A 23,489-nucleotide genomic window follows, 5' to 3' on the forward strand; every position below is an offset into this window, starting at 1 on the left:
TAAAAACTAAACAACAAGTTGTTTAAATTTCATATCTATTATATATTTTTTTTATAATTTCTAAAACTAAAAATGCAATTATTACATTAAAAAAGACCCAAAATTAGTATCTATAAATTTAAAATATTACCCTGTTTTAAGGGCTAAAACTAAAAAAACTAATAAAATAATTTAAAATTATATTAATATGAAAACTACTCTCAGAGCTCAAAATTTGAATGACCTAGAATTTGTTGCTAAATCGTTGTTAGAAATTCTTGAAAACAGAAAATTTCTGCTTCTTTCAGGTGAGTTAGGAAGTGGAAAAACGACCTTAGTTAAATCGATAGGTAAAGAGCTCGGAATAAAAGAAAATATCACATCACCTTCATTTGGCTATATGAAGGTTTACCATGGATTAGTTCACATTGATGCTTATAACATGAATTTTGGGTTAGAGGAATTTGAGGACTATTTTGACGATTCTTTAGTAGCAATAGAATGATTTGAAAACTTACCTAATAAGTTTCAGGAATATGTCAAAGTTACTTATAAAACAAGAAAACAATCAAAGAGTTTACGAAATAGAAAGAGTATAAAATGAATATTTTTATTGATACAACAAATGATGATTTTTATATATCGCTATTCAGTGACGATTTTGTTGTTTACGATTACACACACTTGGTTGGTTACAAGAAAAAGGTTGATTTAATCGCTGACCAATTTGAGAATATCTTAAAAAGAAACAACTTGGAGATTGATCAAATTAATTGTTTTTACACGAATATTGGTCCTGGTTATTTTACAGGAGCAAGATCATCTTTGGTATTTCTAAAGACATTGTCAGTTGCTTTAAATAAACCACTTTTTTGAATAACTACTTTTGATTTTTTAATGTTTCAAAACGATCAAGAAAAACTTTACGTTGACGCCCAAGGTCAAAAGGTTTTCGAGTTTGATACCGAGAAGTTCTGAGCGACTAAGGACTACTTAAGTTCAGTTGAAATTAAAGATTATAGTGACGATATTACATTAAATAAAATTGACTACAGAGCAATCACTCAACACTTCAATTTCTTAAAAGATAAGTTCAAAAATGCAAAAAATGTTTTAGAAATCGATGCACTTTACATTAAGCAACCACAGATAGGAGTTCGTAAATAATGAAGATTTTAGGAATTGAAACTTCTCATGACGACACTTCGATTGCTCTAATCGATCAAAATGGTGTCATTGATATGAAAACAATATCACAAATTGACATCTTCAAGCAATATGGTGGCACAATCCCTGAACTATCATCACGTGAACATGTTAAAAACATTAATTTAATTCAGCAGTACTTCCAAACTAATTATGATCTTAGCGATATCGATTACATCGCCTATACACAAAAACCAGGTTTGATTGGAACATTGCAAGTCGGATATTTATTCGCCAAAGCCTTGTCTTTAGCTCTGAAGAAACCATTAGTGCCCGTCGATCACCTTCATGGACACTTACTTTCAGCAACAATTACATCTAAAGTAACATTTCCTGCTTTATGTTTGCTTGTGTCTGGGGGTCATACACAACTGTTGCTTGCTAAAGATCTTGCGTCATATGAACTAATTGGCGAAACGCAAGATGATGCCGTCGGAGAAGTTTTTGACAAAGTGGCTTCGCGGACAGGATTAGGATTTCCTGGTGGACCAATTATTGATAAAATTTTTAATAACTACAAAGGTGAGTACATTAAGTTCACAACACCTCACACAGAAGGGAAATACGACTTTTCTTTCAGTGGTTTAAAAAGCCAAGTTTTAAATTATGTAAATAGTAAGCAAATGAAAAAAGAGGAAATTGACTTAAACCAAGTAGCTGCTTCTTTTCAAAAAACAGCTGTGGAGTACTTAATTGCAAAAACGAAGCTTTCCCTTGAAGAGCATGATGTTAAAACACTAATTCTTGGAGGTGGAGTTAGTGCAAACTCACATTTAAGACAAGAGTTTCTAAAGCTACACCAAAACACAATCATACCCGATTTAAAATACGCTACAGATAACGCTGCAATGATAGCTCAAGTAGTTTTATTAGATAAGTTAAAGGACAAAATGGATAAGAAAATATTTTTTATTGATTTAGACGGAACGTTTTTAGACATAAAAGAAAAAGGTGGGCACGGATATTCTGAACGCAATCTTCAAGCAGTTCAAAAAATACGTGGAAAACACGAAGTAGTTTTTTCGACAGGCCGTGGAATAACCAAATGAACTATGAAGCTGATGCAAGATCTTGGTTTTTCTAATTTCATACTCTGAAATGGAGCAAAGATTTTTATCGATAACAAAGAAGTATTCAGTAGCAATATCGACGAAAGTATCAAACAAGGTTTACTAGATTATTTATTAAACCAAAGAGTTTCGTTAACCTTAAATTCTGATTTACACCATTTAACTTTCACAAAATCACTGTTTCACAGGCTTTTAACTAAATTAACAAAACGTGTTTCACTTCGTAAGACCAATAAATTAGTTCTTGATCAAGACTTGTTTAAAATTATGCTTTATTCTTTAAACCCACGTAAGATGAGAAGGATAAAGAAGCATTTAGACAAACATTATTCAGAGCATTTAACTGCTTCGTTTACTGGAAAAGGTAACTATTTCATGGAAATAACAAGCAGTTTGGCTTCAAAAGGTAAATCTGAGGAATGATACTTAAACCACTTTGGTTACAAAAAAGAGAACGCATACCACATTGGTGATTCGATGAACGATTCAACTTCAAAAGGTAAAGTTGGAACACTAGTTGCTGTCAAAAATGCATCACCTCAATTGATTGCAATAGCAGATTTAGTTCTTGATTGAGATCATGATCAGCAAGCAGTGGCAAAATTCCTAGAACAATTTTTAGAAAATTAATTTAAATTTCGCGAATTTAATATATTATTTTCACATACTAAGATTAAAATGTTTTTTTGCTTTTATATACCTGTTTTATAGTAAAATGGGGCTTATTTGCTTTATTCTGTAAAAAAATATTTTTGGTAAAATAATATAGATGCTAAATTATGGATAGGATCTAGTTGAAAGGCTAGACTTTGGTTGGTTTTAGCGCTAGAACAATACTAAGATAATGAAAGGATATTATTATGGCTAAATTAGATTTCGACCGTAGTAAAGAACACGTTAACGTTGGAACAATTGGTCACGTTGACCACGGTAAAACAACTTTAACAGCTGCTATTGCTACAGTTTTATCAAAAAAAGGATTATCAGAAGCTCGTGATTATGCTTCTATTGATAACGCACCTGAAGAAAAAGCTCGTGGGATAACAATTAACACATCACACATCGAGTACCAAACAGAAAAACGTCACTATGCACACGTTGACTGTCCTGGTCACGCCGACTACGTTAAAAACATGATTACAGGGGCTGCTCAAATGGACGGGGGAATCCTTGTTGTTGCTGCAACAGATGGACCTATGCCTCAAACACGTGAACACATCCTACTTTCTAAACAAGTTGGTGTTCCACGTATCGTTGTTTTCTTAAACAAAGTTGATATGTTAGAAGGTGAAGACGAAATGATCGAACTTGTTGAGATGGAAATTCGTTCACTTCTTTCAGAATACGGATTTGACGGAGACAACGCTCCAGTTATCCGTGGATCTGCTCTTAAAGCACTTGAAGGTGATGCAAAATACGAAGACGCAATCATGGAATTAATGAACGCTGTTGATACATACATCGAATCACCAGTTAAAGAATTCGACAAACCATTCCTTATGGCTGTTGAAGACGTTTTCACAATTACAGGACGTGGTACAGTTGCTACAGGTCGTGTAGAACGTGGAAAATTATCAATCAACGAAGAAGTTGAAATCGTTGGATTACACCCAACTAAAAAAACAGTTGTTACAGGAATCGAAATGTTCCGTAAAAACCTTAAAGAAGCTATGGCTGGAGACAACGCAGGGTTACTACTTCGTGGAGTTAACCGTGAAGAAGTTGAACGTGGACAAGTTCTTGCAAAACCAGGTTCAATTATTCCTCACACAGAATTCGAAGCTGCAATCTACGTTCTTAAAAAAGAAGAAGGTGGACGTCACACACCATTCCTTAAAAACTACAAACCTCAATTCTACTTCCGTACAACAGACGTTACAGGTGGTCTAGAATTTGAAGCTGGACGTGAAATGGTTATGCCAGGGGAAAACGTTAACTTAACAGTTAAACTAATCGCTCCTATCGCCGTTGAAGAGGGAACAAAATTCTCTATTCGTGAAGGTGGACGTACAGTTGGTGCTGGATCAGTTACAAAAATCATTAAATAATTTTTCTAACAACCCAAAAAACTTTGCTTTCGAGCAAAGTTTTTTTATTTTCCTGTTCTTGAGCGTCTTAAACTCAAAAAACCTCTTTCGCTTGATAACAAAATCTTAAAAACGACTTTCTTATAGTTGAAAACGTCAAGTTTTTTTAACTTTTTAAAACTTTGCCAAAAATTTAACTAAAATATATTTATGCTTAAAATATACAAATTGTTACCTCGTTACCTCAAAGTAATGCTTGTAATTAGTTTCTTTTTAGCAGCATGCCCCGTCTTTTTTCAGATGTTCAGCCCACTGCTAATCAAACAATTCATTATCATCAGTAATACCGATCTTGAAACACCAGTGAGAACAGTCGATTTACTGTTCTTCAAATACGAACCCAAATCACTTTCGGTCTTTTGAACGCTTGTGATTTTCACTTTAATCAATGAAATTTTAGTCTTTGTGTTCAGTTTCGCAGCCATGAGGCTGACTGAATACTTAATCAGCGATATTCGTCATGTTGTCCGTGTCAAAATGTTTGAACGTGTATTAGATATGAACAAAGAAAATATAGATGAAATATCGCTAGGAATTTTAATCACAAGATTTAACAATGACATTATGAAACTGAACGGTGGATTTTATGTCATTTCTAGAGGTCTAACTTCCTCTGTTTTTACAATTGTGCTCGGATTAGTATTTTGTTTAACAATTAATATTAAACTAAGTTATTCAATTATTGCTGTTGTTCCTTTAATCATCCTTGGAGCAGTCTTCACAATTAACAAAATATTTCCTTTTTTTAGGAAAGAAAACAATGCTTTAGAAAAGTTAAATAACCAAGCAAAACAAGACCTTAATGGTGTTGAATTAATCAAATCCTACAACCTAGAAAACGTCAGATATTCCTTTTATACAGATATAAACGACGAATTATTAAATATTGCGAAAAGAACTAACAGAATCACATCTCTAGGTTTTCCGATGGTTCATTTTATTAATGATATCGGAATCATTATTCTTTTTGTAACATTCGGAATTCTTGCAAATGCATATAACAACACGAATATTGCCAGAGAAGCAGGCAATCTGTTCCAATTCACTTCATACCTAACGATGATTGCGATGGGTGTTAGTGCAATTTCTTTTGACTTCAATCGATTAATTAGATCTAATGTTTCTGCGAAAAACATTAATTCAATATTAGGAGTAAAAAATAAATATTACTTAAATCAAAGTTCTCACTATGTAACAGACGGAAGCATCAGATTTGACAACGTAAGCTACACCTATGCAAATAATCCTAATCAACATGCAGTTAAAAACTTATCATTCTCAATAAAACCTAATTCCAAAGTTGGTATTGTTGGGAAAACAGGTTCTGGTAAATCAACAATCGTTCATTTGCTTCTACAAGAAGTTAGACCTAAAACAGGTTCAATTTTCATAGATGACTATAAAATAGAGCAAATCGACAAAAATAGTTTTAGAAAAAATGTCTCAGCAGTGTTTCAGAAGCCTATGTTATTTTCTGGAACAATAAAAGAGAACATTGTCTTATCTAGTCCACAATCTGGAATAGTTGATATTGAAGAAGTAATCGACGTTTCAGCTTCAGGTTTTATTAATGAATATGAAAATAAATATGACCAAGTTATAGGTCAGCATGGAATTAACTTAAGTGGTGGTCAAAAACAACGAATTTCAATTGCTCAAGGAATTATCAAAAAACCTAAGATTTTAATCTTAGATGACACAACTAGTGCTTTGGATAACAAAACTGACAAAGCAGTACGCGATAATATCGAAAAAAATCTAGATTCAACTACTCTTTTAGTAATTGCTCAAAGGCTAAAAAGCGTTGAAAACATGGATCAAATAATTCTATTAAAAGACGGAATGATCTATGGAATAGGCACACACGCAGAATTGTTAGCCACAAATGATCATTATCAAGATATTTATAAATCACAACAGGAGGAGTAATGAAACAAAAAAAGACAAGCGCTATTTTTGAAATTTTAAAATTCATCAGTCTTCCTAAAAAAACGTGATTCATTCTAGTTTCCATTTTCGGAAGTCTTGCACTAATTGGTGTTGGAGTGGGTTGATTTACTGGACATATTTTAAAATCATTTTTCGATAGTTCAAGTTTCGATCAAACTTGAGAAAGTTCCAAAACCAGCTATTTTATAATGGTTTTCATTCTTTTATTGATATATTTAACAACAAAAATTTTAACAATGGCTACAAACTATATAGTCAATGTTACACTCCAGGTTTTTCCTTACAACTTAAGAGACTCAATCTATAAAAAGTTTCAGAGAATGCCAATGAGTGTTTTCGAAAGAGAAAAAACAGGTGATCTTATGTCTGCGATGACCAATGACACAAGCTCACTATTTGAGACAGCTACTACATTAATTACTGCAACATTTTCAATTCTCTTTAACTACATAATTGCAATGACAATGATGTTTATTTACGCTCCTTTAATCGCTTCAATAGTTTTCTTAATTGTTCCTGTTTCAGGTTTTGTTTTCTTAATAATACTTACCAAAACAAGAGGTCTGTTCTTAAAATCAAGAAGAATGTGAGGTGTTTATAATGGTTTTTTAGAAGAAACATTAGATATTCTCCCTCTTGTTCGTATTCACGATCAAAAAGATTATGTTTTAAAACAATTTATTGAAGTAAGTAAAAAAGAACGTGATGCTGGGCGTCGATCAGTACTGTATTGACACATCATTAGACCTACTTATAATTTCATCAAAAGTTTCAATTCGATCTTTGTTATAGGTATTTGTGTCTTTTTCTATGTTAATAAAATATCAACTTATGGAATAACTCCTCTAGATTTTGGTGTTATTACTTCTTTTTCACTTTATGTTTCTACAGTAACAAATAAGTTTGGTGAGTTGATCGACTTTACCAACTCAATGCAAAACGGTATCGCTTCCTGAGACAGAATTAAAAGGATTTTAGATCTTGAGGAAATCAATCAAGACCCTTCGCTTAAGGAATTAAAAATTAAAAAAGCACACATTAAGTTTGAAAATGTAAGCTTCAAATATAATCAAGATTCTGAAAAGCATATATTAAATAATGTAAGTTTTGAAATTCAACCCAATACAATAACAGCTCTTGTTGGTCATACTGGATCAGGTAAATCGACAATTGCTAAATTACTTGCTCAGTTTTACCAAACAGATCATGGATTAGTATCAATTGACGACCAAAATGCAAATGATTATACACAAAATAGTTGAAGAAATCAAATCGCTACAATTTCCCAGGATGTCTTTCTTTTTGAAACGTCTATTAGAAATAACCTAAAAAACTATAGCAACAAAATATCAGACGAAGAAATGATTAGAGTTGCAAAAGAGACTGCAGCACACGACTTTATTGAAAAACTTCCAGACGGATATGACACAATTCTTTGACAAAATGGTGCTAATTTATCACAAGGTCAAAGACAGTTACTTTCTATAACTAGAGCAGTTTTATCTAATAAACCAATTATCATTATGGATGAGGCAACGTCTAACATAGATACAATCACAGAGTTACAAGTACAAAATGCAATCAAGGTTCTTTTTGATAAAAAGACAATTCTAGTAATCGCCCACAGATTAAGCACAATTAGAAAAGCAGACCAGATTTTAGTTATGAATAAAGGTGAAATAATTGAGCGTGGTGATCATGATCTGTTGATTCAGTTAGATGGTCATTATGCATCACTTTATAAAACAGGATTTGAAGACAAACAAGATTAACAACAAAACACAAAAAAAAGTTAGTTAAAAACTAAAATAGTTATAAAATAATGATATATAAATGAGGAAAGGAGTTGCTATAGGCGGCTCTTTCTTATTCTTTTGAAAGGAAAATATGGATTTAAGAAGTATTTTAAAAAATCAATTTGGCGACATAATCATCGATGCAAAACAAAAGCAAGATAAGCTATTTGGCTTTGGTACAGGTGCAGAAGTGATTTTAGACGTCACAGATCTTGAAAGTTTAGAAAAGCATACAGCACAAATTATTGATTTTATGAAAACGTTTAGCTGATATGATGATTTGGCTTTCGTAAACATTGAATCTAAAGGTGAGGGCGACGAACTAGATCTTTCAGACCTTTCAAAACACGTCGATCAAAGAGTTAAACTACATTTCAGAAAATCTTTTAACGGAAATCAAACAATTATCGTTGATATCCTTGAAGATAAGGGTGACACTGTTCTTGTGAAATGAAACGATCACGGCAGAATTAGAAAATTAGAATTTAAAAAAGATGAACTAACAAATGTAGAGAAATACTACAAAATATAGGAGAATCATGAGCAATACAGAAGTTAAAAAAAACGGAACTAGCTTAGAAACTAAGAAAAACTGATATATTGTTTTACTAGGTTTCGCTCAAAAAAATAACTTATTAGTAAGTGAATTAGCTGAAATCCTTTCAGAAGAGACAACAAAAGTTGTAAACAAAGATATTGACCCCGATGCTGAAATCGAATTTAGAGTTGATAAAGAAAATCAGCTTGTTCATATTTACAACAACGCTATGATTGTTGTTGAAGATGATTACGAATTTGAAAGTGAACAAGATTTAAGCAAAATAACTTTCATTAGACTTTCAGAAGCAAGACTTTACGACAAAGAAGTGCAGGTTGATGATTTAGTATCTGCAGAATTCGATTTTGACTTATTAACAGAGAAAAACAAAACAGCTATTAAACATGGTTTTGCATACGGCTTAAAACTTAAAGATAAGCAAAAAGTCTTTGTGAAATACGAACCATTAATTGGTTCAAAGATTAAGGCAAGAATCTTGACAAGAAATAATAACGGTTCTTACAACTTAATATTTGAAGATGGTGTTACAGCGTTTCTGCCTGCAAACAAGATCAATGCAAAATTATCAATGAAACCAGGAAGTATCATTGATGTTTATCTTGAGGCAGTATCTGAAGACACAAAGTTAAGTCAATGTATCGTTTCAACTGACTCACCATCATTCGTAGAAGACTTAATGAATGCTGAAGTTCCTGAAATTTCACAAGGATATGTTGAGATTGTAAAAATTAAACGTGTTCCAGGTGTTAGATCAAAAGTAGTTGTAAAATCAACAAACCTTGACTATTCTGTTGACCCTCTTTCAGCAGTTATTGGTGTTAACGGATCAAGAATTAAAGCAATAAACGATTCATTAGGTGGCGAAAAGATTGATGTAGTTCTTTATGATGAAGATATGGTTAGATACATCAAAAATGCATTTTCACCAGCAAAAATCCTTGATGTCGTAGTAGATGAAAAAGGTAAATTCCCTAAATATATTGCAGTTGCTAAAAAGCAAGATTTAATGATTGCGATTGGTAAATCAGGTGTAAACATTAATTTAGTAAAAGAAGTGACAGAAGTCAATGTTAACGTAATTAGTACTGAAGAAGCGCTTGAAAATGGCTACGAATTCAATCAAGCAGAAATGTACGAAAAACCACTTTTCAAAGCAAAATCAAGAGCCCCAAGAAAATCTCGTACATCAACATACTTTGAAAACATTGATATTGATGTTAACGAATTTTCAGCTGACGTTTCAAGATTCCTGGAAGAACAATTAGAAGCTTCAGAACAATCAGCCAAAAAAGCAAAAGAAGCTTCTAAACAAGTTGTCAAAAAAGAAAAAGTTGCTCCATTGAACCTTGATGACATTTTCGAGCAAACAGATTTAAATGTTGAACAAGAAGAGGATGAATATGACTTCCTAAACGACATTGACTTTGATAAAGTGTTTGACGATGCTGAAGTTGAAGTTCAAGAGTCTGAACAGGAAGTAAACAAAGAAGCCAAACCAGCAGTTTCAAAAGCTGAAAAAGCTTATAAAAAAGCCAAAGTTGAACTTAAAGATTTCCATGTTGATAATGATTTAACAAATTATGGTATTGATGGTGGATTAGATCTTAGTGATTTTGATGATGAGTGAGAAAACTAATTACACAAGAAAATGTGTCGCGACAAATCAAATTGTCGACATCGACAAATTAATTCGTTTTGACTATAAAAAATCAACAGGAATCATCTCTTTGGACTTAGACAAAAACAAAGATGGTAGAGGATGCTACATCCAAAAAGACTGATCTATCTGAGAAAAGTTTAGAAAAACAAAAGGCTTAAATAGATCTTTTAAAACGAACGTTGAACAATGCGTTTACGAAGAAATAGAACAAAAATTGAAAGGTGTTTTATGGCAAGAAAAAATCAAAGAATAAGTAACGTAGATGAAGTTAAACAACAGTTATCTACAGTTAAAACAGAACTTAAGGACGGTGTGTTTACCTTTACTGGGAAAATGTCAATTTCAGACTTTGCTCAAAAAACAAAACTAAATGCGAACGACATCATCAAAAAGTTCTTCTTAAAAGGAAAAATTACAAACTTAAACTACGTGCTAGATGAAGAGGAAATTGCTGAACTTTCATTAGAATACGGTTTTGAATTTAACAAAGAAACAAACATTGATGCAGGTAACTTCTTAGACGAAGTTAACTTTGTTGACGATGAAAAGGACTTAGTAAAACGTGCACCCATTATTACAATCATGGGGCACGTTGATCACGGTAAAACAACACTTATTGACAAAATCAGAAACTCAAATATTGCTTCAACAGAAAGCTCAGGTATTACACAACATACAGGTGCTTATCAAGTTACTCATAAAAATGAAAAAATTACATTCATCGACACTCCTGGTCATGAAGCCTTCACACAAATGCGTGCTCGTGGAGCGTCAGTAACAGATATTGTTATTCTTGTTGTTGCTGCTGATGATGGTGTTATGCCACAAACAAAAGAAGCAATCGTACACGCCAAAGCTGCTGGTGTTCCGATAATAGTTTTTGTTAACAAAATGGATAAACCAACAAAAGACTTAGACAGAATCAAAGGTGAACTGGCTGAAAATGAAGTTGTTATTGAAGAATATGGTGGAGATACACAAATTGTTTATGGATCAGCTTTAAATGGTGATGGAATTACCGATTTATTCAACGCGATTTTGCTGCTTGCCGAACTACTTGATCTTAAAGCAAATCCAAAACGTTACCCAATTGGAACAGTTATTGAATCAAAAGTGGATAAAGGTTTTGGATCTGTTTCACACTTAATTATCGAAAATGGAACATTATACAAAGGTGACTTCATTGTTGCTGGTTCTAGATATGGAAGAATCAGAAGTTTAATGGACTCGCATGGTGAGTTAATTGAAAAAGCTGAACCTGGAACACCTGTTGCTATTTCAGGCTTAAACTACACACCTATGGCTGGGGACAAATTTATCGGTCTTTCAGATGAAAAATTTGCAAAGAAACTTGCAAATGAAAAAAGCAGAATAGACAAACAAAACGAACTATACTCGAGAGCTCAAACAGTCACTGAATCTAACGGTAAAAAAGTTCTTAACGTTATTATTAAAAGTGACGTTTTTGGAACAGCAGAAGCTATTAAAGGCCAATTAAACGGAATGAGCAATGATGAAGCTGTAATCAACGTCGTTTCAAGTGCTGCTGGTCCTTTATCAAATGCTGATTTATTACTTGCTCAAGCATCGAATGCTTCAATTATGCTTTTTAATATGAAACCAACTGTCAACCAAAAACAATCAGCTGCTAACTTAGGCGTTGATTTACACAGTTTTGATGTTATTTACAAAATTATTGAACTTTGTCAAGCAATGCTTGATGGAGAAAAAGAACCAGTTTATGAAGAAAGAAAAATTGGTCAAGCTCACATTATTAAGGTTTTCTTCTATTCAAAAGTTGGACATATCGCAGGATCAATGATGGATGAAGGTGTGGTTAAGGCAGGATGTAAAGTAAAGCTTTACCGTAGAGGTAAATTACTACACGAAGGTGTCCTTGACTCCCTAAAAAGAGAGCTTAACGATGCAAAAGAGGTGGTTAAAGGTAAAGACTTTGGTTGCCACATCAAAAAATACAACGATATTGAAGAGGATGACGTACTAGAGTTTTATGAAGACGTACGTGTTGCATAATGTCAGAAATTAAGCTACAAAATTACATAAGAGATGTTAAAGATTTCCCAAAAAAAGGAATCTTATTTAAAGATATTTCACCATTGCTTGCAAACGGTGAAGTTCTAAACTACACAATTAACGAAATAGCAAAACACTGTCAAGACACAGATTTAATCGTCGGACCCGATGCACGTGGATTTCTTTTTGGTACACCTACGGCAGCAATGCTAAAAAAACCATTTTTAATGGTTAGAAAACCAAACAAACTTCCTGGTGAAGTTGTTTCGATGGAATACGATCTTGAATATGGTTCAAACAAGCTTGAATTTCAAGTAGGTTTTGCTAAACCTGGACAAACGGCAGTGATCGTGGACGACGTTCTTGCAACAGGTGGAACAACAAAGGCAATTGTAAAACTATTACAATCTCAAGGTATTATTGTCAAAAAGATAGTTGTGCTTTTAGAACTAAGCGAATTAAAGGGTAGAGATATTTTTGATAAGAATATTGAAATCGTTTCACTAGTTAACGTTTAATTTGTAAAACAGTAACAAACACAAAGTTCAAATATGATACTTTGTGTTTTTTTATGCAAAAACATATTTCCTTTTGATAGTAAAAGATAAAAATAAAATAGAAAGATTATTTAGGTAATTAGACGTAGCAAAAATTGTTTATCCTTTATCGAAGATCTAATGCAGACAAAAGCTATTTACTTTGTCTAGAGTTTCTATATAAAGAAAGATTCTAAGGATATCCTATACTATTTTTAAAATAGTAACTTTTCTAAATTCCTTTATATATTAAAATATCTTTAAATTAGGAGAACAAATGAAAACAAAAACAATGATTAATTTTTTGAATACTGTTGAAGGTTTGGGTAGTTTAAGTACTAGCATAAATCAAACAACACCACATCATATTTTTCACACTGAAAATTACAAAAATGCAGGTGTGAAATGAATCGTAACAAATGAAACAAGACAAACGGATTTGTATAATAATGGTGGATATGGTGGTAAAAACTTAGAGTTCAAAAATATAATAACTAATGAATGTTTTACCCTTCAAGACTTGTTAGATAAAACAGGAGCAGAGCTAAAGGTTATGGGGCTACAAAAAGTTTACAACCCTGCAAGAGGAGTCTGATATATTAGAACTTTAAGAAACTCGATTAAAGTGGATAATTTAGGATAATTATGATCTTAATATATTTATTTATACCAACATTCTTTTTTATCTCTTTTATTGCATTTTCAGCAGTTCCTAAAAGAGTAGAGTTTATTTATTGATCTGTCAAGATTCTTGGAAGGTTTGAAAAACAAAAAGATAAATATTTTATTTCTCAAGAACTTATAGAAGGTGCCAAAATTTTCTATAGTAATTCAAGAAAACAAATAAGCAAAATATCGTTAATTGTAATGATGTTAAATCTCTTTTTGGTTTTCTTGACTCTCTCTACATTATTTTTTGTTGAGGCTACATATAATAACACTTTTTTATATTAATTGCATCCTTCCTACGCTTACTTATGATAGTAATCCTTGTCGTTTTTATTATCAAATTTATAGTTTTGTGTAATAAAGGGTTGAAAACAGTTCAAAATCTAAATATAACAGACGTTGAATTCGTTTTGCCTAATTCTTGCAATTCTGTAATTTATTCTACCTTTTTAGATGAAGAGATTCAAAAAATGGACGAAAGACAAAAAAATATCTTCCTTTCTGGAAGGTTCGAATTAAATGCAGATAATTATATGCTTTTCTTTTTGAGGGGGATAAAGAACACCCATCATAAGTTAAAAGCTTTAGAGTTTGCGTTCTGATTATTTCAAAAAGGAAGTATTCGAGTCTATGGCAATTTGACTTGTGAATTAATAACCGAATATCATAAACTACTTCAAGAAAAGGAGCGAAATGCCTAGTTTTTTTTACAATAGCTCTTATTATTCTTATTGTAGGGCCTGTTGCTACTTTTGTTTTAGATTTTACATTTAAGGAAAAAAGGAAACAGCTGATTCTTTTTACTTTTGATAATCAAATCAATTCCACAATCATGCAACTAGGAAAAAATGAAGAAATAAGTTATCAATTAGTAGAAATAATAAAAATTTTCAAATTTAATCTTAAAAAACAAATTAGAACCGTAACACTGTTTTATTTTTTTAGATCTTGAACATTGTTTATTGTTCCTTTTGTTGTTTTCGTCATTCTGTCGGTCATATTTCGTGATAACATTGGGTCTCCAGCGCTTAGAATCTCTATAACTATTGTTTGTGTCATGGTTTATGGGTTTATAAGTATGTTTCTTTGCCCTTCACCAATAGATGTATATAATAAACTAAAAAATATGAGGGAAAACACTTATTTAGTTTTACAAAAACTTGAAAAACATTCATCGAGTCAAAAAAATAAATAAGGAAAAAATGCTCAAAGATTTCTCTAAAATAAAAGGCATTCATAAGCATGACTGAGTTGATATTCCAAAATATGGTGAGTATTACGACAAATTATTAGAGAAAGATTCAATAGTGTGAAAAAATCACCCTAAATTAAATCACCACAAATTTTTGATCATTTATCTTGTGCTTAAAAATCAGGACAAGTTTTCTCATAAAGTAATTAAATACTTAAAGTCAGATATTCTAATGTAAGATATTTATAGTAACAAAAACACTATACTCCTGTGGTATAGTGTTTTTAGTTAATTACTTTTTCCTAAATAAATATAAGACATATCCAGAAATTGCTGCAAGTGCAGTGGCAATTCCACCTATAATTCAGTGAATTGTGATAACATCAATTTCTTTTCTTTGATCGATTTTGCTATCAATTGTTGTGTTTATAACGTTAGCAACATTTTCGTTAGTTGCTGTTGATTTACCATCGCTAACTTCTTTATCACTGATTGGCTTGTTATCGTTAATTTTTTCAATAATATCAAACAGTTTTTTGTCTTCGATTTCTTTAATGAATTTGTCTAATTCTTCAGGATTATCAGAAAGATTTTTATACTTCTCGATTGCTTTATCAAACTTATCCTTATTACCTTCCTCAATGGCTTCAATAATTTCTTGAAGGGCATTTGATTTATCAATTGAATCCAAAATCTTTTTGTTAATTTTATCGTTCAATGCCTTGTTAGCTTCGGTTGTATTTTCTGGGTCTAGTAGGCTTTGACGACCTAGTTCGATTAAGTCATTAATTTTTGTTTTAAGTTTTTCAAAGTTTTCCGAGTTTCTGTCTGTATTCTCGAATTCTTGGATTAAATCTTCGATTTGTTTGTTTATGTCTATGCTGTCTATAGCTTGTTTGTATTTTTCTAAATCAGGAACGTTCTTTTCGTCTAACTTATCAAGCACTTCCTGAATTTTAGCTTTTTGATCAGTTGTTGGAAGATCGTTGTACCGATCTAAAGCTTTTTCAATTTCTTTCAGTGCGTCACTAACTTCTTTAACTTTCTCAACAGTGGTCTGCTTTTTAGGTTGATCTGTAGTTTCGGAAGAACCATTATCGCTATTTTGGTTCGAATTATCGACATCTTCAATTAAATCTTCATTTTTAACCTGATCTGTTAAGAAATCTTTTTGCTTTTCAGAAAGATTTTCATCATCTGCAACTGTGTCGATAACAGTTTGTTTTTTATCGTTGATGTTTTCACCTTTGTCAAGAACTGAAATCATGTCATGATCGTCAGCTTTTTCAGCCACCTTTTCTTTTAAGTCAGATTTTTCTGTTTCAGAAAGGTTAGGTAAATTGTCGATTTTCTCCTTAATTTCATCAAGTGTTGGATATACATCTTTTTTGATTTCTTTAATTTTAGCTACAGCATTTTCAAGATCATTAATATTTGAGTTATCACCTTGAATATCCACGTTTTCACCATTTTCAATTGCAGAGTTGTACTCTTCTTGTTTATCAGATGTGTTTCTTTTGAAATCTTTTGAGTTTTTAACATCATCTGCTTCAGCAATAAGATCTTTTAATTGCTTTGTAAGGTCTTCTCTTCTTTCAAGACCATCAAGGTTTTCTGTTGCTTGTTTTAAGTTGTCGATAACTTCTTGAACTTCGTTCGCATCAAGATTAGGTTTCTCATCTCTTTGATCCTGAGCTTTGTTTCATGCATTATCAAAATCAGATTTTCTATTTTCGTTTGCATCTGAATAATCTCTGTATTCATCTTTATTATTGTTATTTACAGGATTATTTGACAATAATTCTTTCAGGTCATGCATTTTAGAATCAAGATCTTTAGCCTTATCTATAGCATCCACAATAGCGTCTGGATCATCAAGAGAATCAATTTGAGACTTTATCACTTCTTTTTGATTATTGTTTAAATTCTCTAGAGAATTTATTGCTTTTTTGGCATCATTTCTTATCTTGTCTAGAACTTCTTGTCCGTCTAAGTTCTCTCTTGCTGTCTTTAATTCATCTTTTGCTTGATCTATTTCTTCAAGAGAAGGAAGCATAGACCCGTTATTTAAAGCGTTTTTCACTTTTTCGTTTGCTTCTTGGAGTGCATTATCTAAGTCTTCTTTTTTGTTAGATGGATCTGTAGATGCAAGTTTGTAGTCCACAGTTTCTTTTGCTGTATTCGCCTTCTCTATAGCATCTTTTAATTCCTTAAGGGCTTGATCAACAGTTTTAGCGTTTTCTTTGATTTCATTAACTTTTTCAAGTGCATCTGAACCTGAGACTTGATCAACTGGTTCCTTTAGAGCTTGCTTTTGATCTTGACCTATGTTTTCTAAAGAATTAATTAAATCACTCGCCTCTTGTTTAGCAGCATCAAGTTTTTCTTGACCATTTAGCTCTTCTCTAGCTTCTTTAATTGCTTGAGCCTTAGCTTTAATATCTTCTGTATTTAGACTTGCTTGATCACCTTGTTTTAAATTAGAACCATCTACTATCGCTTGGTCTAAAGCGTCTTTTTTATCTGAGTCTGCAAGTGTGTAATCATCTAAATTTGAAAGTTCATCCGTTTGGTTATTTGATAGTTGTTGATTTAACTCGCCTGTTGCCTTGTCTGCTTCTTTTATTTCGGCTAATTTAGCATTTAGATCTTTGATTGTAGTTTGCTGATCAATTTCTTGATCTGCTTTTGCATCCTGATCTTCTGATAAATAATCCCATTGAACGTTCTTAGAAGTTTTTTTTGCGTTATTAAGTAATTCTGCACCATTAAGTTCGCTTCTTGCATTGTCAAGATCTTCAGTTTTTTGGTTAATTTGCTCTTGTAAATTCGCAATATTCAGCTCTTCAGGAGATCATGATTCTTTATTTAGCAGTTCTTTTGCAAGCGTTAAAGAGTTATCGTAATTTGTTTTTTTAGACTCTTCAGATTCTATGTAGTTTTGTGTATCTTTTGTGGCGTTTTCTCCCGTTTCGTGGTATTCTACAGAATCTTTTAGTGCTTTTCAAGAAGTATCAAGATTTTCAATTGAATCCTTTAGATCAACTACTTCTTGAGCTTGATCCATACCATCTAATTTAGATACTAAAGAATCTTCTAATGATTGTGGTAAGTTAGATTCGTTAATTTTGTATTTTGCCTGACGTTTTAATTCCACAATACCATCATGTTCGATTGCTTTTATTTGATTTATTAATTCTTTTGCTTTTTCAAGATTATCAGAAGTTCAACTGTCTTTTGATTTCAATAACTCTTTTAATTCGTTAGCTAAGTTATCGTATTGATCTTTTTTAGTTGAGTTTATATAGTTTGGGTCATTCTGATCCAGACTTGATAATAATTCATTCGCTTCATTTGCAACACTATTTTTTTCGTTTGCAAAAACTGCGTCTTGAATTAATTGATCTAAGTTCTTATCAATATTTTTTTCAGGATTTTCATTAAGAGCAATCTGCGCTTCTTCAATCTTTTGATTGAATGCATCTTTTTCTTCTTTAGTTAAATTGGTTAATGAGTTTACCTTTTCTTTGGCTAGTCCTTCAAGTTCATCATAAGCATCTTGAAGCAGTTGATTAACTCTTGCAGAATCGTTATTGTCAATTGTATCTTGAGAAATTAATGATTTGTGTTTTTGTTTTCAATCATTTAACCCTTCAATGTCTAAGTTTGCGCTTTCAATTTCTTTTCTTGCGTTTTCCTTAACACCATCAAGAGCGTTGTATGCATTTTTTAGATCGTTAAACTTATTTTTATATTCGTCAATGTATCCCTTTAGAGATGCAATATTTGTTATTGCATTAGAAGCTTGTTCTTTTTGTTCAAAATGACCTTTCGCCTGATCAAATGATGTTTTTAAGTTATCGTTTGAACCTGAATAAATTAACTCTGATTCAGCTGATTTATAGCTTTGTAAGTTCGCTTCTTGTTCTTTCTTATATTTATCGAAATCATCAATTGTTTTATATAAAACGATAATTGTGTTGATTGCATCTGAACCAATTTTTGATGCAACTTCATCTTTAAGTGACTGAATAACATTTGCAGGAAGTTGCGAAGAATCTAATCTTGAATTGAGTTTTTCTTTAGCAGAGTTTAAAACCTCTTCTAAAGCAGATTGTTTTTGCACATCAAAATCTGGGAGATCTTGAATACCATCTAGAACTTTATAAGCCTTATTTGCAGGTCTATTTTGTAAATTAGTTTGATTGTCATCCTCAAGCATAAATCCTAATTGATCTGCTTGTAAAGAATCTGCATCGATTTTTGAAGCATTAGATGTTTCGAAATCGTCAGACTTTTGTTTTTCATCTCCCGTTTTAGGTAGTATAGCTTCAATCTGAATTTCTTTTTCTGTCTTCTTATTTGTATAAAAATCATTAGAGTTTGCTTGTACGTTCGGTTTGGTTACATTGTTGATTGCTTCAAATTTATCTTTAAATGCTTCGATTTCAGATTCTTGGTTTAAGATAGTTGATTTAGCTGCATTCAACTGATCTATAGCCGAATTAAGGTTGTTTAAGTCTGTCGTATAAGCTTTTTTAAGATCTGTGGCGTCTTTTAAAAAGTCTGTTGATTTAGCAATATCTGTTTTTAGATTGTTGTTATTTGGGTAAAAAGGTTTTATTTTATTTTCGATAAATTGATCGATTGTCATGTAAGTAATTGTTGGATTTGATCCTTTTGCTGCCTCTTTTGCTGCTAATGCAAATGCCTCTACGGTTTTTTTATAAGCATCTATTTCTTCATCAGATAAACCTTGAGCTTGTTTGTAATTGTTTAAGGCCGTTCTTAACTTGTCAAGTTCATCATTTAATACTTCTTGAATTCTTTCTTGAGTAGGAATGATGTTTCAATCCACTTGGAAAACCATTTTCTTTGAAATCTGGTGAATTTCTGGATTTTCTTTAATTGTTCATTTTAAAATCTTTTTATTAGCTACATCAACAATTTCACCTGTTTTATTGGTTGAATCGTTAATAGAAACTTTGTAATCCCTATTTTCATAATATGGTTGAGCGTCAGAGTTATTTAGAGTAAGAAGATATTTTTTAGCACTTAAATCTTTTCTGTCTTGCGAATTGCTTGTTAGGGAATTGTCATCAAATTCGAAATTAGTTAAACTTAAAAGATCTCTATTATCTGATGAATCAGATTTTGTTGACTCTATTTTAGCTTTTGGGAAAGTGTTGTTGAACGAAAGTAACTGATTTGTAGGTGAATACTCCACATATTTATTTGTGTGTCATACATTTTTGAAGTCAACCTCGAAATCTATCTGTTCAGTTGTTCTGTAAACATTCATCGATGTTCTTGTTAATTTTAGCTCTGGGTAAACTCTAGCATATTCTTCAAGAACTGCCTCTTTTGACCCAGTGTTTAACTGTTTTCAATCTGAAATTCCTGTTTTTGTATTTGCAATACTTTTTATGATATCAGAGTGATACATCATTCCTGTTACTGATGCACCAACAACAGAGTTTTTATCTCTGTAAGATTCAACGCTCTTATCATGGAAAACCGAATCATTGTTGCGCTTAGTTTTAAAGTACACTTCAATTTTTTGGTTATTGTAAGGGTTTGTTATTCTCTCTAAATTACCAGCCTTGAAGCTAATGAACGATCCAATTGTACTTCTATCTGAAGATCCTAAGTAAGTTCCAGGGCCTGTTTTTAAAATTTCTCCAAAAGACCTTAACCTTTCTTCTTCAGAGCGTTTTCTTGAGTTTGTTATTGATGTCGATTGATACTCAGAAGTAAAGTTTGCATTGTTTCAATCTGTGCTATTTGCATCATCCTTCTTATAAAGAATAGTTAAATCGTTGTATGCAGATTGAATATTTTTTAAGTTTTGCTTATATTCTTCTTTATTTGAAGCACTGCTTGTTTTAGCGTAAATAAAACTATTTAAACCTATAACTTCAGTGTCTTCTCTACCTGAAATGACTTTTTCGGAATTATCGTCAGTAATTTCTACATATTGAGTCTTTAATTCTTGAGACACATTTGCAATACTATTCGATATATTTTTAATTTTTACTGATTGAGATTGAGGTCTCAATTCTGCTTGTTCAAAGGTTCTTTCATCTTTTTGAGCTAATCTGTTTTCACTCAGTTCATTAATTGAGAAGCTATTAAATTCGACAGAATCTTCAACGATTGATAAATCATCAGAAATAAAAATTGAATAATCTGTTATTTCTGGCGCGTTCATTAAATAACGATCTCATCTACGGTAAGTACCATTTTGATAACTTTCCGAATCATTTTCAACATATTTATCTGAAGGATCAGAGTTTGCGCTATTTTTCTTAAATACTTGGCTAAAGTCATAGTAACCTAGTGAAGACTCGTTGAATACGACCCTTCACTTAGTGATACCGTCAACCGTTTCAAGCTGCTCTACCCTTACTGTTTCATTAACTTTTGGTGGATTTTCAGAAGGTGTATATGAATTAACGATAAGATCGCGAGTAGAGGGAACTGCATTACCTTCAGAATCTATTTGCACCTCTCATCATGGTGATCTTCAGTTAGTACATACGCCATCTTTACAGAAGTTTTCGGACAGGTTTTGGGATTCTGAGCTGTAACCTGTTACTGGAGTAACCTCAAAAGGTATTTTTTCTCCAACTCTTATGTGATTTTGCTCACTATTTAACTGTTGATTTAATATTTGATCATCTGTTTGATCTTGGTTTGTTTGATTAGTGTTTGAAACAAGACCTCATGTGGGAGTTATCACTAAAAGCGAAGTTGAACCCATTATTAAAAACTTATTCTTTTTCATAATTCTCCATTTTTATGAACAAGTTTTTATTTCATTTTTTCTCGTGGTTTAAAACGAAAAGCTCTTTAGCTTTGCTTTTCGGCTCTATCATACAAGAAAATAAGCACATTTTCTTCTTGATCTAAATAGAACTGCTTTTAAAAAGGCAAAATTATGGACTAAAATCACTGTTTTTTCAATCTTTTCATTTTTGTATTTCAAGATTCAGTTTTTTTTTTTTTTTTTGCAAAAAGAAAAAGCAAGAAATTAGTAGTTTTCGCAAAAAAGTAAAAAAATGAAAAAATAAGAAATTATCTTTTTTCGACGTTGAATTTTAAGTCAGTTTAAATGATTTAAAGCATTTTCTTTCTTAAGTGCTATAATTTCAATTAATTAAATTAATTAATTTAAAAAACAAGGAGAAAAAATGTCAGCAATTTCAAAAATTCACGGACGTGAAGTATTAGACTCACGTGGTAACCCAACAGTTCAAGTTGAAGTTTGAACAGAAGCTGGAGCTTACGGTTCAGCTATGGTTCCTTCAGGAGCTTCAACAGGAACAAGAGAAGCTTTAGAGCTTAGAGATATGGGGTCAAAATACGAAAGTAACTGATTCGGTGGAAAAGGTGTTATGTTAGCAGTTGATCACGTTAACCAAGACATCGCTCCAGAATTAGTTGGTATGGAAGTAACAGACCAACGTTCAATCGACTTAAAAATGATTGAATTAGATGGAACAGAAACAAAATCAAAATTAGGAGCAAACGCAATCTTAGGAGTTTCTTTAGCTGTTGCTAGAGCTGCTGCTGATGAGCTAGACCTACCTCTATACAAATACTTAGGAGGATTCAACGCTCACGAACTTCCAGTTCCAATGTTAAATGTTATTAACGGTGGAGAACACGCATCAAACACAATTGACTTCCAAGAATTCATGATTATGCCTGTTGGTGCAAAAACTTTTAGAGAATCAATGCAAATGGCTAACTTCGTATTCCACAACTTAGCTAAATTACTTAAAAAAGCAGGACACGGAGTTCAAGTTGGTGATGAAGGTGGATTTGCTCCAAACTTCAAATCACACGAAGAAGCTTTAGATTTCTTAGTAGAAGCTATTAAAGCTGCAGGATATACACCTGCTCGTACAGGAGAAAAAGCTGTTGCTATCGCAATGGACTGTGCTTCAAGTGAACTATACAAAGATGGTGTTTATACATTCGGTAAACTAAAAGCTGCAATCGAATCAAAACAAGCAGGGTTCGAACACCTACAAGATGTTAAATTATCATACACAACAGAAGAAATGGTTGATTACTTAGGAAAATTAATCGACAAGTACCCAATCATCTCAATCGAAGATGGTTTAGCAGAAAGTGACTGAGACGGATTCAAAACCTTCACAGCTAAATACGGAGATAGAGTTCAAATCGTTGGTGACGACTTAACAGTTACAAACACAAAGATTTTAAAACGTGCTATCGAAGAAAAATCAATGAACTCAATCTTAATCAAAGTTAACCAAATTGGTTCATTAACAGAAACATTTGACGCAATCCAAATGGCTCAAAAAGCAAACATGACAGCTGTTGTTTCACACCGTTCAGGAGAAACAGAAGATACAACAATCGCTGATATCGCTGTTGCAATGAACGCTGGACAAATTAAAACAGGTTCAATGTCACGTACAGACCGTATTGCAAAATACAACCGTTTATTAGCTATTGAAGAAGAACTTGGTTCATCATCAGAGTACAAAGGTCTAACAGCTTTCTACAACATTAAAAAATAGTGAGCATAAAACAAAACTACCTATAAAAAGGTAGTTTTTATATTAAATTATTTTATCTATAAAAAAATTTTTATATTCCATCATATTTAAATTAAAATTTTTTATTTTATAGTATTATTTAATTATGAAATATCTTTTTAATCTTAAAAAAATACTTTTTTTCATGCTTTTAACATCAAGTATTAGTTTTTTTGCT

17 protein-coding genes are annotated in these 23,489 nt (G+C 32.0%); 16 read left to right on the top strand and 1 reads right to left on the bottom strand.

Features of this window, described 5'->3' with window-relative positions:
- Positions 1–187: 187 nt before the first annotated feature.
- The 15 genes from tsaE to K4L35_RS02365 all read left to right on the top strand — a co-directional run bounded on the left by tsaE (position 188) and on the right by K4L35_RS02365 (position 14,976).
- Positions 188–694 carry a tRNA (adenosine(37)-N6)-threonylcarbamoyltransferase complex ATPase subunit type 1 TsaE gene (gene tsaE / locus K4L35_RS02295; protein WP_255558963.1) on the top strand — a complete coding sequence of 169 codons (507 nt, stop codon included), beginning with the start codon at positions 188–190 and terminating at the stop codon, positions 692–694.
- The gene (locus tag K4L35_RS02300) at positions 580–1,146 is read left to right on the top strand and encodes a tRNA (adenosine(37)-N6)-threonylcarbamoyltransferase complex dimerization subunit type 1 TsaB (protein ID WP_221617331.1); all 567 of its coding nucleotides are present in this window, start codon (positions 580–582) and stop codon (positions 1,144–1,146) included. Before tsaE ends, K4L35_RS02300 begins: the two co-directional genes overlap by 115 nt.
- Positions 1,146–2,885 (top strand): tRNA (adenosine(37)-N6)-threonylcarbamoyltransferase complex transferase subunit TsaD, encoded by a 1,740-nt coding sequence (gene tsaD, locus K4L35_RS03535; RefSeq protein ID WP_221617332.1) that lies wholly within the window; start codon positions 1,146–1,148, stop codon positions 2,883–2,885. Before K4L35_RS02300 ends, tsaD begins: the two co-directional genes overlap by 1 nt.
- Positions 2,886–3,115: 230 nt before the next feature.
- Complete coding sequence (tuf, locus tag K4L35_RS02310; protein WP_221617333.1) at positions 3,116–4,303, top strand: elongation factor Tu; 1,188 nt, start codon at positions 3,116–3,118, stop codon at positions 4,301–4,303.
- A 189-nt stretch (positions 4,304–4,492) separates the two neighbouring features.
- A complete protein-coding gene (locus tag K4L35_RS02315; RefSeq protein WP_221617334.1) occupies positions 4,493–6,271 on the top strand; it encodes an ABC transporter ATP-binding protein in 1,779 nt (592 codons plus the stop codon).
- Entirely contained in the window at positions 6,271–8,064 is a 1,794-nt protein-coding gene (locus K4L35_RS02320; protein ID WP_221617335.1) for an ABC transporter ATP-binding protein, read from the top strand. The genes K4L35_RS02315 and K4L35_RS02320 overlap by 1 nt, the downstream gene beginning before the upstream one ends.
- Before the next feature lie 61 nt (positions 8,065–8,125).
- Positions 8,126–8,620, top strand: coding sequence for a hypothetical protein (locus tag K4L35_RS02325; RefSeq protein WP_221617336.1), 495 nt, complete (start codon positions 8,126–8,128; stop codon positions 8,618–8,620).
- Positions 8,621–8,627: 7 nt separating this feature from the next.
- Positions 8,628–10,283, top strand: coding sequence for a NusA N-terminal domain-containing protein (locus K4L35_RS02330; protein WP_221617337.1), 1,656 nt, complete (start codon positions 8,628–8,630; stop codon positions 10,281–10,283).
- On the top strand, positions 10,264–10,560 hold the full coding sequence (locus K4L35_RS02335) for a YlxR family protein (protein ID WP_255558965.1): 297 nt from the start codon (positions 10,264–10,266) through the stop codon (positions 10,558–10,560). The genes K4L35_RS02330 and K4L35_RS02335 overlap by 20 nt, the downstream gene beginning before the upstream one ends.
- Positions 10,536–12,341 (top strand): translation initiation factor IF-2, encoded by a 1,806-nt coding sequence (gene infB, locus K4L35_RS02340; RefSeq protein ID WP_221617338.1) that lies wholly within the window; start codon positions 10,536–10,538, stop codon positions 12,339–12,341. The genes K4L35_RS02335 and infB overlap by 25 nt, the downstream gene beginning before the upstream one ends.
- Entirely contained in the window at positions 12,341–12,859 is a 519-nt protein-coding gene (locus K4L35_RS02345) for an adenine phosphoribosyltransferase (protein WP_370629442.1), read from the top strand. The genes infB and K4L35_RS02345 overlap by 1 nt, the downstream gene beginning before the upstream one ends.
- Before the next feature lie 295 nt (positions 12,860–13,154).
- Entirely contained in the window at positions 13,155–13,520 is a 366-nt protein-coding gene (locus K4L35_RS02350; RefSeq protein ID WP_221617339.1) for a hypothetical protein, read from the top strand.
- Positions 13,521–13,522: 2 nt separating this feature from the next.
- Positions 13,523–13,831 (top strand): hypothetical protein, encoded by a 309-nt coding sequence (locus tag K4L35_RS02355; protein WP_221617340.1) that lies wholly within the window; start codon positions 13,523–13,525, stop codon positions 13,829–13,831.
- Positions 13,832–13,911: 80 nt separating this feature from the next.
- A complete protein-coding gene (locus K4L35_RS02360; RefSeq protein WP_221617341.1) occupies positions 13,912–14,247 on the top strand; it encodes a hypothetical protein in 336 nt (111 codons plus the stop codon).
- A gap of 501 nt (positions 14,248–14,748) precedes the next feature.
- Positions 14,749–14,976 carry a hypothetical protein gene (locus K4L35_RS02365; RefSeq protein ID WP_221617342.1) on the top strand — a complete coding sequence of 76 codons (228 nt, stop codon included), beginning with the start codon at positions 14,749–14,751 and terminating at the stop codon, positions 14,974–14,976.
- A 54-nt stretch (positions 14,977–15,030) separates the two neighbouring features.
- Here K4L35_RS02365 and K4L35_RS02370 read toward each other — a convergent pair whose 3' ends face one another.
- The gene (locus K4L35_RS02370) at positions 15,031–21,525 is read right to left on the bottom strand and encodes a GA module-containing protein (RefSeq protein WP_221617343.1); all 6,495 of its coding nucleotides are present in this window, start codon (positions 21,523–21,525) and stop codon (positions 15,031–15,033) included.
- 406 nt (positions 21,526–21,931) lie between these two features.
- Here K4L35_RS02370 and eno point away from each other — a divergent pair, with 406 nt between their 5' ends.
- Positions 21,932–23,293 (top strand): phosphopyruvate hydratase, encoded by a 1,362-nt coding sequence (gene eno / locus K4L35_RS02375; RefSeq protein ID WP_221617344.1) that lies wholly within the window; start codon positions 21,932–21,934, stop codon positions 23,291–23,293.
- The last annotated feature ends 196 nt before the right edge of the window (positions 23,294–23,489 follow it).

The organism is Mycoplasma sp. Ms02 (assembly GCF_019720735.1).
Lineage (GTDB): Bacteria > Bacillota_I > Bacilli_A > Mycoplasmatales > Metamycoplasmataceae > Mycoplasmopsis.